The sequence below is a fragment of the Dokdonia sp. 4H-3-7-5 genome, assembly GCF_000212355.1.
Taxonomy (GTDB): Bacteria; Bacteroidota; Bacteroidia; order Flavobacteriales; family Flavobacteriaceae; genus Dokdonia.
The window spans coordinates 1,187,451-1,200,340 of sequence record NC_015496.1 but is presented as its reverse complement, the minus strand read 5'-3'; the positions used below and the strand labels follow the sequence as shown (position 1 = coordinate 1,200,340).

General features: G+C 38.9%; 11 protein-coding genes. 5 read left to right on the top strand and 6 right to left on the bottom strand.

The window, feature by feature from the left end:
- Positions 1-25: 25 nt before the first annotated feature.
- The 5 genes from KRODI_RS05250 to hemA form a co-directional block, all read right to left on the bottom strand.
- The gene (locus KRODI_RS05250; RefSeq protein ID WP_148235986.1) at positions 26-484 is read right to left on the bottom strand and encodes a DUF6973 domain-containing protein; all 459 of its coding nucleotides are present in this window, start codon (positions 482-484) and stop codon (positions 26-28) included.
- A 26-nt stretch (positions 485-510) separates the two neighbouring features.
- On the bottom strand, positions 511-1,539 hold the full coding sequence (hemE, locus tag KRODI_RS05245) for a uroporphyrinogen decarboxylase (protein ID WP_013750541.1): 1,029 nt from the start codon (positions 1,537-1,539) through the stop codon (positions 511-513).
- 100 nt (positions 1,540-1,639) lie between these two features.
- Positions 1,640-2,320: a uroporphyrinogen-III synthase gene (locus KRODI_RS05240; protein WP_013750540.1), complete on the bottom strand. Its 681-nt coding sequence runs from the start codon at positions 2,318-2,320 to the stop codon at positions 1,640-1,642.
- Positions 2,317-3,231, bottom strand: a complete 915-nt coding sequence (hemC, locus tag KRODI_RS05235; protein WP_013750539.1) for a hydroxymethylbilane synthase — start codon at positions 3,229-3,231, stop codon at positions 2,317-2,319. The genes KRODI_RS05240 and hemC overlap by 4 nt, the downstream gene beginning before the upstream one ends.
- The gene (gene hemA / locus KRODI_RS05230; RefSeq protein WP_013750538.1) at positions 3,224-4,468 is read right to left on the bottom strand and encodes a glutamyl-tRNA reductase; all 1,245 of its coding nucleotides are present in this window, start codon (positions 4,466-4,468) and stop codon (positions 3,224-3,226) included. Before hemA ends, hemC begins: the two co-directional genes overlap by 8 nt.
- Before the next feature lie 210 nt (positions 4,469-4,678).
- On the opposite strand from hemA, the gene KRODI_RS05225 reads away from it, so the two are divergent.
- Both KRODI_RS05225 and hemH read left to right on the top strand, forming a co-directional pair.
- Positions 4,679-5,569 (top strand): helix-turn-helix transcriptional regulator, encoded by an 891-nt coding sequence (locus KRODI_RS05225; protein ID WP_013750537.1) that lies wholly within the window; start codon positions 4,679-4,681, stop codon positions 5,567-5,569.
- A gap of 121 nt (positions 5,570-5,690) precedes the next feature.
- Entirely contained in the window at positions 5,691-6,731 is a 1,041-nt protein-coding gene (gene hemH, locus KRODI_RS05220) for a ferrochelatase (RefSeq protein WP_013750536.1), read from the top strand.
- 56 nt (positions 6,732-6,787) lie between these two features.
- Here hemH and KRODI_RS05215 read toward each other — a convergent pair whose 3' ends face one another.
- On the bottom strand, positions 6,788-7,198 hold the full coding sequence (locus KRODI_RS05215) for a hypothetical protein (protein WP_013750535.1): 411 nt from the start codon (positions 7,196-7,198) through the stop codon (positions 6,788-6,790).
- Between the two features lie 158 nt (positions 7,199-7,356).
- Here KRODI_RS05215 and KRODI_RS05210 point away from each other — a divergent pair, with 158 nt between their 5' ends.
- The 3 genes from KRODI_RS05210 (at position 7,357) to KRODI_RS05200 (ending at position 12,847) form a co-directional block, all read left to right on the top strand.
- Positions 7,357-8,739, top strand: coding sequence for an MATE family efflux transporter (locus KRODI_RS05210; RefSeq protein WP_013750534.1), 1,383 nt, complete (start codon positions 7,357-7,359; stop codon positions 8,737-8,739).
- Between the two features lie 165 nt (positions 8,740-8,904).
- Positions 8,905-9,504: a hypothetical protein gene (locus KRODI_RS05205; RefSeq protein WP_013750533.1), complete on the top strand. Its 600-nt coding sequence runs from the start codon at positions 8,905-8,907 to the stop codon at positions 9,502-9,504.
- A gap of 235 nt (positions 9,505-9,739) precedes the next feature.
- Positions 9,740-12,847 (top strand): WD40/YVTN/BNR-like repeat-containing protein, encoded by a 3,108-nt coding sequence (locus tag KRODI_RS05200; protein ID WP_013750532.1) that lies wholly within the window; start codon positions 9,740-9,742, stop codon positions 12,845-12,847.
- Positions 12,848-12,890: the final 43 nt, after the last annotated feature.

Genomic DNA, 12,890 nt, shown 5'->3' with positions numbered 1-12,890 from the left:
AGCCTGTTTACATATGGTTAAATTATCACTCTAAGTGAACCAGTATCGTATCACAAGGCTGGATTTCTTTTAGGCTAGTACGCTTTCGCGAAAGCGGGACCATCTCTAGTAGTTGTGTCACCAGTTGTTCTTCGTCTTGCCCGCAAAGACTAGTGATGAGGTCGCGCCCCACGCGGTTGTTATGCAAGTCCATCGCACGTTCTAAAGGTGCGTTAGGAGAAAAATCTTCGTGCAAGTCTGTAAACCGTTTTGCCCACGCCAGCGAGCGCTGCAGTGGCAAGCCTCGTCGCACACTAAGGTGTACGATAAGCATATTCCACAGGGCGTGTCTAAAAGCATTTTCTGGGCCGTTGAGGTGCTGTTTTTTGCCATAATGTTTATTACATATAGCAACCGTTTTGCGAGTCCCCCTTATGGTAGGAATCACAAACCTAGGATGGCGTGCACTGAGCCAAAAAAGGCTCCACAGCTGTTTAAAATCCATAGATTTGACAACAGCCCAGACGTTCATTATGCTTTGTACTCTTTTACAGCTTCTATAAATGCACCTGCATTTTCTATAGGAATGTTAGGTAAAATACCGTGACCAAGATTTACAATGTATTTGTCTTTGCCAAATTCATTAATCATCTCGTGCACCATTCTCTTGATTTCCCTAGGAGGTGAGAATAAACGAGTAGGGTCAAAGTTACCTTGCAGCGTGATATTACCACCAGTAAGGTAGCGAGCGTTGCGTGCAGAGCACGTCCAGTCTACACCTAGTGCAGATGCTCCAGACTTAGCCATTTTATCAAGTGCAAACCAGCATCCTTTCCCAAAAGCAATTACTGGCGCCTCATCTTTAAGTGCGTCAATAATTTGCTTTATATATTGCCAAGAGAATTCTTGATAATCTACTGGCGAGAGCATTCCTCCCCAGCTATCAAAAACCTGTACAGCATTTACACCTGCTTCTACCTTTTTCTTAAGGTAAGCAATGGTAGTATCTGTGATTTTTTGAAGTAAAGCGTGCGCGGCTAGTGGTTGTGTAAAACAAAACTCCTTTGCCTTGTCAAAGTTTTTTGACCCTTGACCTTGCACACAGTAACAAAGTATCGTCCACGGTGATCCTGCAAAACCTATAAGCGGAATCTCGTCATTGAGTTTTTCCTTAGTCATCTTAATGGCATCCATCACATAGCCTAGCGTCTCATCGATATCTGGGACAATTACTTGCTCCACATCCTTTGCAGATCGTATAGGGTTAGGCAACCACGGCCCTACATTAGGCTTCATTTCTACATCAATATTCATTGCCTGAGGGATCACTAAGATGTCAGAAAATAAAATAGCAGCATCCATCCCATAACGACGTATAGGTTGTACGGTAATCTCACTCGCAAGCTCAGGAGTCTGGCAGCGTGTAAAGAAGTCATACTTTGCTTTGATTTCCATAAATTCTGGAAGGTATCTTCCAGCCTGACGCATCATCCATACTGGTGGACGGTCTACAGTTTCTCCTTTAAGTGCTCTTAAAAATAGGTCGTTTTTTATGCTCATATCTCTAGGTCTGTTCGAGCGCAGTCGAGAACTTAATTGTACTCTTATAATGAACCTCTCGACTGCGCTCGAGGGGACGATTTTATGTTTTTCTAGACAGTTAAGTTCTAGATTCTTCTTTCAATATTTTCACCGCCTTAGCAATGGTGCTTTCTATAGTTGTTGAATTAGACACGATTACCTTTTTAAAGCGTATTCTTGCCGTTGTGGCAGTGGTTTCGCCTATGCAAAACGCAATGCTGTCTATTGCTCGTGTGTTTTTGTTCGCTTTCGCGAAAGCGTTAACACCACTCGGACTAAAAAATAATATACCATCAAATGTACGGTCAAAAGACTGTGTTATTTGATGAGTTTCATAAACCACCACTTCTTCACACGCTACATTATTTTCTTTGAGTAATGTAGGTAACTCATCTCTGCGCTGTCTCCCGCAGAAGTAAGTGAATGATTCGATTTTGTAGTTTTCTGCTATAAAACGAGCCAATTCTTCTCCATTTTGAGCTGTTTTTGTCACTTTTATCCCATTTTCGGCTAAAAGTGCTGTTGTTTTTGTGCCAACAGTAAAACAACTTTTTATACTTTCTAATTGCTCACTAGAAAGATTATTAAGTAAAGCGCGTACTCCATTTTGACTAGTGATGATTACATTTTTAAGCTTTCGCGAAAGCGTAAAAGCAACCTCTTGTGTGCGTATCGCATCATATTCCACAAATTGTAAACCTGCATTGAGAAGTAGCTCTCGTTGGTTAGGCTTTAATTTTTTTGTGGATAGTACGGTCATTTTTTTAAATTACTCTTAATCTCCTTCATCAACTCTCGTCCGCCATCATCAAGAATATCAAGGGCACAATCTGTTCCAAAACCAACAGCATTTGCTTTTGAAACAACCTGCTCTACTTCAATTTTTGTGGCACCATCGAGAGAAAATAATACCCCTCTAAATCGTATGTCGTCTCCTATTTCTTCTGCGAGAGCTCCTATAGGAGCGGTACAACCGCCTTCAAGAGTTTTTAAAAACTCACGTTCTATATAAGTACACAAAGCCGTAGGCTTGTGGTTTAGTGTAGCGCATGCTTCTAGACAAAACTGATCCTCTTCCATCGCGACAATGAGCATGGCTCCTTGTGCCGGCGCAGGAATCATCCAGTCAAGTACTTCATAATTTTCTGGAAGTACATTGATGCGTTTAAGGCCTGCCTTTGCAAAAATGGCGCCCGTCCAGTCACTTTCTTCTAGCTTTTGTAAGCGTGTATTTACGTTACCACGTATGTCTGTGGTTTTGTGGTTAGGGTAGCGATTGAGCCACTGGGCTTGCCTTCTTAAACTACCTGTCGCGATGGTGCAGGCTTGCTTATAATCTGGCGCGCCTTTGTGTACTAAAATATCTTCAGTCTCTGCTCTAGGTAATACTGCAGCTTGCACAATCCCTATAGGTAAGGCGGTTGGAACATCTTTCATGCTGTGTACAGCAATATCGACGATGCCGTTAAGCATTGCAACATCTAGCGTTTTTGTAAAAATACCTGTAATTCCTAACTCGTAGAGTGGCTTATCTAAGATAAGATCTCCAGTAGATTTTACCGGTACAAGTTCAGTTTTGTATCCGTTTGCTTCTAGTTGTGATTGCACGGTTTTAGCTTGCCAGAGTGCTAGCTCGCTATCTCGAGTACCAATTCGTATGGTTTTACTCATTGTCGTTTTCGAGTTGAAATATAGATTGTATAAGTGCTATGCTTTGATCTGTAGATCCGTTTGCGTTGCGTAAATGGTGAGCAAACTGATTTGTAATTTTTTGAATAATCTTGTCACTCATAGCCGTTGCACTCGCCTCACTAAAATCTGGCGTTTTCTTACGTACATTTTCAATCTCTGCAGCTTGTACTTCTTGAAGTCTCACTTTGAGAGCTTTCATGGTAGGAGCAAACTTTCTAGTTTGTAACCACACATTAAACTCGTCTGTAATTTCTGCAATGATTGCTTCTGCTTGAGGAATATAACCCTGGCGACGTTTTAAGGTCGCGTCTGTCATTTTTGATAATTCGTCTAAGTGGAGGAGCGTGACATTCTCAAGCTCTTCTACATCATTAGACACATTTTTAGGAATAGAGAGATCAAGAATAAGTAAAGGCTTTTTACTGTGTAGTAATTCTTTACTTATGGTAGGTTTCTGAGCACCTGTAGCAACTACAAGGATGTCCGTTTGTGCAATCTCACTTTGTATATCTGCATATTCCTTTACGAGTAAATTAAATTTACCTGCAATTTTTTCTGCCTTTTCTTTAGTTCTATTAATAAGCGTGATATGCTCATTTTTAGTATGCTTTACTAAATTCTCGCAAGTATTACGGCCTATTTTTCCAGTTCCAAAAAGAAGGATATTCTTGTCTGAGACATAAGGCACGCGGGCCATGATGTATTGTACTGCGGCAAAGCTCACTGAGGTAGCACCACTTGAGATTTCTGTCTCGTTCTTAATACGTTTACTTGCTTGGATAACAGCATTTACTAATCGTTCCATAAATGGATTGATAAGCTGTAATTTTTTAGCACGCTTAAAACCAATTTTGAGTTGGCCAATGATTTCAAAGTCACCTAGAATCTGACTATCAAGGCCAGTCCCTACTTTAAAGAGATGAGCAATCGCGTCATCGCCTTTGTGTAAATATGCTACGTCTAGAAACTCTTCTATGGTTCCGTGGGTGTGCTCGCAGAGAATTTTAACGAGCGTCATTGCGTCTGGCGCAAAGCCGTATAACTCTGTTCTGTTGCAGGTAGAAATAACAGTAAGAGCAGTTACTCCTTCATTTTTGGCACCTTTTAGAATTGCCTCTTGAGCAGTTTCAGATATTGCAAAATGACCGCGCGTGGTTGCGTCGGCTTTTTTGTAACTAATACCTATGGCGTAAAATCGTTGTCTTTTCAAAAGCAAATATTCATTTCATCTGATGCTATCAGGGACGCAAAAGTAATAGTCACTTTCTTAAAAAAATAACGCTAGCGGTATCATTTATATCGTACAAGGTGTAAAATGAACGATAGAAGACGTAATTTTACATGAAGCACAGTGTTTACGGTAAAGTAGATGCCCTTGCTATTTTGTTTATTTAGAGCGATTCTAAATAAAATAATTACTTTTGCTATGGATGTATCACAAAAAAACAACGCTGAAAGCCTAACTAATGAAACCCTCATAGAAGATGGCTTTTTTATATTAAGATTTGATAATGAATCTGCTCAAAAACAGCAAGTTGAGCGTACGGTAAATAGTAGTTACATCCAGTTTCACTTTTGCTTGAAAGGGGCAGCTATTTTTAATTTTAATGATGGCGCTTATCAGCTACCTATACAAGAAGAAAACTCATTATTACTCTACAATCCGCAGCGGGATTTACCTATGAATTTAGAGCTAGCCCCAGAAACTTGGGTCGTTACACTCTTGATATCTATTAAAAAGTTTCACAATTTATTTTCAAACGAGGCGAGTTTTATACACTTCTTGAGTGATGAAAATAAAGATCGTAAATACTATAAGGATGGTAGTATTTCTCCCAGTATGGCAATTGTACTTAATCAGTTAATGAATTACAGCCTGCATCCTTCTATCCAGAAACTATATTTTAAGGGAAAGGCTTATGAGCTGCTTAGTCTATATTTTAATCGTCCAGCAGATGCAGATATTGAGCAATGTCCTTTCCTTGTAGATGAAGATAATGTGCAAAAAATAAAACGTGCTAAGCAAATTATCATTGCGAGAATGGACGCGCCACCCACTCTAAGCGAACTATCAGATGAAATAGGCTTATCACTTAATAAGCTCAAAGAAGGCTTTAAGCAAATTTATGGAGATTCTGTGTTTAGTTTTCTGTTTGACTATAAGATGGAAGTTGCACGCCAGTTGCTAGAGACAGGCTCTCACAATGTGAACGAAGTAGGGCTAAAGGTAGGCTATAGCACAGCAAGTCATTTTATTACGGCATTCAAGAAGAAATTTGGTACTACGCCAAAAAAATATTTAATGAGCTTAGGGTAAAAGTTATCACGCTTTCGCGAAAGCATAAAAAAGACAATACCAGTATCATAAAGTCTTATAGATAACATGAGGATGATACGATTGATATACTGTATTTTTGTTAAGGAAAAACTGAGAATAAATGAACAAAGGAGTTTTAATGGTAAATCTGGGATCACCAGATAGTACAGATCCAAAAGACGTAAAAAAATATTTAGGCGAGTTCTTAATGGACGAACGCGTAATTGATGTTCCTTATGCAGCACGCGCATTGCTAGTAAAAGGAATCATATTAAATACACGTCCTAAGAAGAGTGCAGAGGCTTATAGTAAAATATGGTGGGACGAAGGATCACCATTAATTGTTCTTACACAGCGCCTTCAGAAAAAAGTACAACAACATACTAAACTTCCTGTTGAGATTGCGATGCGCTATGGTTCTTTATCTATCAAAGAAGGGCTTCAGAAATTGCATGATCAAGGAGTAGATGAGGTAATGTTATTACCGCTTTACCCTCATTATGCCATGGCAACCACAGAAACAATTACCGTACTTGCAGAGGAGCTAAGATCTGAGTTTTTTCCGAAGATGAAAATTACTGACGTAAAACCATTTTACAAGGATGCAGATTACATCAAAGTATTAGGAGATTCTATTGCAGAGAGTCTTGAAGGTGTAGATTATGAGCATGTATTATTTTCATATCACGGAGTTCCTGAGCGTCACATACGTAAAAGTGATGTAACTAAGGTGCACTGTAAAATTGATGGTTCATGTTGTATGTCTGAGTCTGCAGCGCATGAATTTTGTTATAGACACCAGTGCTATGAAACTACCCGAATGGTAGGAGAATATCTAGGATGGGAGCCTTTAAAGTTTTCTACTAGTTTCCAGTCTCGTTTAGGATTTGATCCATGGTTACAGCCATATACAGACCGCACTGTAGAGCGTATGGGAAAAGAAGGATTTAAGAAAATGGCCATTGCTACACCAGCTTTTGTGTCTGACTGCTTAGAGACGCTAGAAGAAATTGCAATGGAGGGTGAAGAAATTTTTCACGAAGCTGGAGGAAAGGATTTTCACACCATTCCTTGTATAAACGATCGTGATGACTGGGCTGCGCTTATTGCCAAATGGGCAAATGAGTGGGCACTTGTAGAAAGTGGGAAAGCTATTGCTTAATAAAAGCTACAAATACATCATTTAAAGTAATAGAAAGTGAATTTTGCTTGATATAATTAACCTAACGGTTCTTCTGTGAGTGGTGATTTTTCACCAAATTTCACTTTCTTTATTTCTTTTTGTGCCTCCTCGAGGGTATTAAAAACAGTGAGTTTGTACTTTGAGAAGTTTTGCTCAAACTGTACAATTTGTTTTGTAGCATTTTTTTCTGCAACTATAAACATTGCATTAATATCTGCATAATAAGGGCATTGTATATAGACAATAGGGTCAATAGTATAATCAATCGTTCTGTCAAATATGAATCCATATTTTAAACCGTTGTAGAAAGAGCGAGATTGTTCATGAAGAGCGAGTGCTTTCGGGATATCTAGAACGATTCCTTCATTCATTTTGCAGACCACGTAGGTTTTGTAAAACTCTATTGTAGCAAAGTAAAGATCCTTAGTATGTGAGAAATCATCCATAATTGCACTTGTTTGGGAGGTTTCAATGTATTGAAAAACATCAGTTTAAATAGGGATATCATGTAATTTAAGCATTATATATTTGATTAACAGGTAACTACCGACTAAATAATATCTTAATTGTATCATAGCAACTAGTATTAAAACGCAATATTAACTTGGCAAATAAAAATTCTACAGCATTAGGCACAGAGCCCATTTCAAAACTATTGGTTAAGCAAGCCGTTCCTGCATCTATAGGGATACTTGTGATGTCGCTTAATATGATTGTAGATACCATCTTTGTAGGTAGGTGGATAGGTCCTCTTGCCATTAGTGCGATTACAGTTGTTATACCGGTCACCTTTTTTATTGCAGCCATAGGTTTAGCCGTAGGTATTGGAGGAAGTTCTGTACTGTCAAGAGCGCTAGGATCTGGTGATGATGATAAGGCGCTACGCGTTTTCGGAAACCAAATTACCCTTACTTTTCTGGTGTCTGGACTTCTAGCCGTTTTAGGGCTCGTATTTCAAGATACGCTCATTGAGTTTTTTGGAGCAGATGACTCCTTTAAAGATATGGCGCTTACCTATTATCGCATTGTCCTTTATGGTATTGTAATGCTCGCAATGTGTATGATGGGTAACAATGTGATACGAGCAGAGGGTAAACCCAAATTTGCCATGTATGCCATGATTCTTCCTGCTATAGGTAATATAGGGATGGACTATGTACTCATAAATGTCCTTGGTTATGGGATGGAAGGTGCCGCCTGGGCAACTTTTGTTAGCTATGCCATTTGTTTTGCGTTTATCGTTTGGTTTTTCATTTTCAAGAGCGAACTAAGAATCGTAGCCGAATGTTTGAAGCTAAAACGCAAAGTCGTTTCAGAAATTTCAGGACTTAGCGCAGTAACCCTTGCACGTCAAGGAGTGATATCTGTGCTTACTATTTTACTTAATAATGTCCTTATCAATTATGGAGACGCCCTAGATGTCGCAAGTTATGGGATTATAAGCAGGATGTTAATGTTTGCACTGTTTCCTGTGATAGGAGTTACACAAGGTTTTATGCCTATTGCTAGTTATAATTATGGGGCAGACCAATATGACAGAGTACGAGAAACCATAAAAACATCTATCATTTACGCAGGAGGATTAGCGCTCGCCATTTTTATCATTATTATGGTGGTTCCAGATTTCTTTGTCTCGTGGTTTATAAGTGATAGCCATGCAGATGCTCAGGCCATTGCAGATAACAATATACTTATGGATCGCACACCAGATGCCTTAAGATGGGTTTTTGCTGCCACTCCGGTAATTGTGATTCAATTAATAGGTGCTGTCTATTTTCAAGCGATTGGTAAGGCTGTTCCTGCGCTATTGCTCAGTCTTACAAAACAAGGTTTTTTCTTAATTCCGCTTGTATTGATATTACCTAGTTACTTAGGGGTTTTTGGCGTTTGGATTGCATTTCCTATTGCAGATGTACTATCTACAGTGGTTACGGGTTATTATCTGAGGAGAGATGTGAAGAAAAATCTAGTTGTAGTAACTAATTGATGTTACGCTTACTGCCAGAATTTCTCTGTTCGAGATGGGTGGGTCGTGAAAGTTCAATTATAACATTGCAGATCGTTGTCATAGCTAAACAAACTCTGTAAATTAGCGCAAAGGTCTTGAAATATTATAATATCTGTATTGCTTGTAAACTTACTAGATTAAATTATGAGAAATTTACTTGTTACTCTATGCTTTCTTTTTTTGCTACCACTAATAACAATTGCACAGAACCCTGGCTATGTAAACAGGGAATGGAAAGAAGGTATGTTCAAAACATTCTCCGAACTCAAATTAAATGAACCTAGTCTGCCAATTTTAGGAGAATTTAAAAGAGACACTGTAAAAGTCAAATTGGCTTTGTGGAAAACTCTAAGAATACCAGCTGCAAAATTTGTATTTAATTCAAAAAAAGAAAAGTCTCGTTTGGGTAAAAAGCATAAATCTCTTTTTGCAGTCTGCAAGAATGGTAAAGTATATATACCTCGAGAGAATTATCTTTTTTTTAATTATGTTAATTATTTTGAATTAACTTTTTTAAGTAACGAATATGCTATTTATAGAGGTTATAATATTGGGAATGGTAACACCTACGAATACAATGGCATTCTAGATATGAATACTGGAAAATTAAGTATTTTAAGTAAGAAGTTTTTGAAAAAGTTAGTAAAAGATAATGCAATCCTTCTCAAAAAACTTAAAAAAACACCTAACAGAGAATTAAATGAGATAGAATTTCTCAAAGATTTTATTGAAATGAAATCATAGTTTAATTCAAAAGATTTTTCGCTCCCACTTATTCTTTTGCTTTTCAATTATCTTTTTGATATAAATATCATTTTTTTTAGTTAGAAAAATAAAATTATAGAAATTAACATGACCTTAGTATCAGGACCAAGGTCTTAGATTAATCAGTTTTTCGCGAAAGCGTTAAAAATTCATCCTAGCTTCTTACTTCATAGAGAATTGTGTAATTTTCTTAGCTAAAACCAACACAATCAAAATGAAGACAAAATTATGCTACCTATTCCTGGCGTTATGCTTTGCGATATCACTTGACACCTTTGCACAAACCCCAGATGAGACTTCGTATGAAGCACTAGAATACCGACTTATTGGTCCCTTCCGTGGTGGGCGTAGTGCTGCAGTTACTGGAGTACCAGGTCAGCCCGATTTATTTTATATGGGAAGCACTGGTGGCGGCGTTTGGCGCACAAATGATGGAGGAAAAGAATGGGAAAATATTTCTGATGGATTTTTTGGAGGAAGTATAGGGGCTGTTGAGGTTTCAAAAAGCGACCCAAACGTTATCTACGTAGGTGGTGGTGAGAAAACACTAAGAGGGAACGTATCTTCGGGATACGGAATCTGGAAGTCTGAAGATGCAGGAAAAACATGGATACAGTCGGGTCTTAAAGAAAGCCGTCACGTACCGAGAATACGCGTGCATCCTACAAATTCTGATATTGTATATGCTGGTGTTTTAGGTAATATCTATAAACCTACGCAAGAGCGCGGTGTTTACAAAAGTACAGACGGAGGGAAGACTTGGAAAAGAACCTTATTTTCAAATGCAGATAGTGGAGTTGTAGATTTAATTATTGATCCAAACAACCCACGTGTGTTATATGCAACAACTTGGAATGCCCGCAGAACACCTTATAGTTTAAGTTCTGGGGGAGAAGGATCTGCTGTGTGGAAAAGTACAGACAGCGGTGAGACTTGGAAAGAGATTTCTACAAACGATGGTTTTGCCGAAGGTATACTAGGGATTATGGGAATCACAGTTTCTCCAGCAAATAGTAACCGACTGTATGCAATGGTAGAAAACCAAGAAGAAGGTGGTTTATACACATCTACAGATGCAGGAACAACTTGGAAAAAAATAAACGATGAGCGCAAATTGCGCCAGCGTGCTTGGTATTACACACGTCTATATGCAGATACTAAGGATGAAAATACAGTGTATGTTTTAAATGTGCGTTACCACAAATCTACAGATGGAGGTAAAACTTTTAGTACGCATAACGCACCACACGGAGATCACCATGATTTATGGATAGCTCCAGAAGATCCTAACCGTATGATTATAGGTGATGACGGTGGCGCACAAGTGTCTTATGATGGTGGTCGCTCTTGGAGTACATATATGAATCAGCCTACAGCTCAGTTTTACCGTGTGACTACAGATAATGCATTTCCGTACAGAATTTATGTAGCGCAGCAAGATAACAGCACGATACGCATTCCGCACCGTACAGAAGGTGGTAGCATTACAGAAAATGACTGGGAGAGTACCGCTGGTGGTGAGTCTGCACATATAGCTGTAGATCCAGAAAATAATGAGATTGTGTATGGAGGAAGTTACGACGGATTCTTAACGCGTGTAAACCACGAGAAAAACACGGTACGTAGCGTATCTGTATGGCCAGATAACCCAATGGGTCACGGTGTGGAGGATATGAAATACCGCTTCCAGTGGAATTTCCCTATTATTTTCTCAAAGCACAATCCTAAGAGATTGTACACATTCTCACAGAGTGTGCACGTGAGTGAAAATGAAGGTCAAAGCTGGGAAGTAATAAGTGGTGATCTTACGACTAACGATCCAGAAAAAATGAAATCTTCTGGAGGACCTATCACACAAGATAATACCTCTGTGGAGTACTACTGTACCATATTTGCAGCAGCAGAGTCTCCTATGAAGGAAGGACTGTTATATGTAGGTAGTGACGATGGTCTCGTACATGTAACTCGTAATGGAGGGCAATCTTGGGAAAACGTAACGCCTAAAGGGATGCCAGAAAATATGATGATAAACAGCGTAGAGCCATCTGCCTTTGAAGAAGGAACAGCTTACGTGGCAGGAACACGTTATAAACTAGGTGATTTTGCCCCTTATTTATATAAAACTACAGATTACGGAAAGTCGTGGAAAAAAATCACAAATGGTATTCCTGCAGAGCATTTTACGCGTGTAGTGCGTGAGGATCCTAAGCAAAAAGGGTTATTATACGCCGGTACAGAAACGGGTATGTACATCAGTTTTGACGATGGTAAAAACTGGAAATCGTTCCAACTTAACTTACCTATCGTTCCTATTACAGACCTTACTATTAAGGATGATAACCTCATTGTAGCAACGCAGGGGCGTAGCCTTTGGATTATAGATGACCTTGGGATGTTGCATCAGTCCGCTTTCGCGAAAGCTGGAACAAACAAATTATTTAAGCCAAAACCAACCTACAGAATGGGCGGAAACGGCGGAAAATCAAGCCTTACAGCTGGAACTAATCATCCAGGTGGTGTAATGACTTACTTCAACTTGAAAGATTTTGATGCTAAGAAAGATACTGTAACGTTATCTTATATGACGATGGCGGGCGATACGCTCAAGTCGTTTAGCACAGGAGCTAAGAAAAAAGGTGAAAAGCTGAAAGCTAAGAAAGGTGGGAATATGTTTGCTTGGAACACCCGTACAGACGGCGCCGAAAAGCTTGATAAAATGATACTATGGTGGGCAAGTCTCGATGGACCTAAAGCAGTTCCTGGGAATTATAAGGTGTCACTTAATGTAAATGGAGAGGTGCAAACAGAAACTTTTGAAATAGTTGCAAATCCTAATGCAGAAGCTACAGTGGCAGATATGCAAAAGCAACACGACTTTATTTCTGATGTAAATAAATCTGTAGACAGAGCGCACCAAAGCATCAAAAAGATTAAGAAAATTAATAATCAGCTCAAGTCGTTTACCACACAATACAAAGACGATGAACGTACTGCAGATTTGCGTGAGAAAGCAAAAACAATGCAGGAAGAGTTTGGTAAAATTGAGAAAGAATTATATCAAACAAAGAATCGCTCAGGACAAGATCCACTCAACTTCCCTATTAAGTTAACAAATAAGCTAGGGCATTTAAACAGTCTTGTGGGTATGGGAGATTTTGGACCTACAGATCAAGATATTGCTGTGAAAAATGAACTTACGGCAGCAATCAATACACAGCTTGATGCATTTGACACAATGCTAGATGCAGAGGTAACTAAGTTTAATGACGAGTTTAATAGCTTGAAGTTAGATTACCTTTTTGTGGAGGATGCAAAGGAGTAGGTAAAGTAATTTTATTATTTGAAAGGCGCAGAAGAAATTCTGC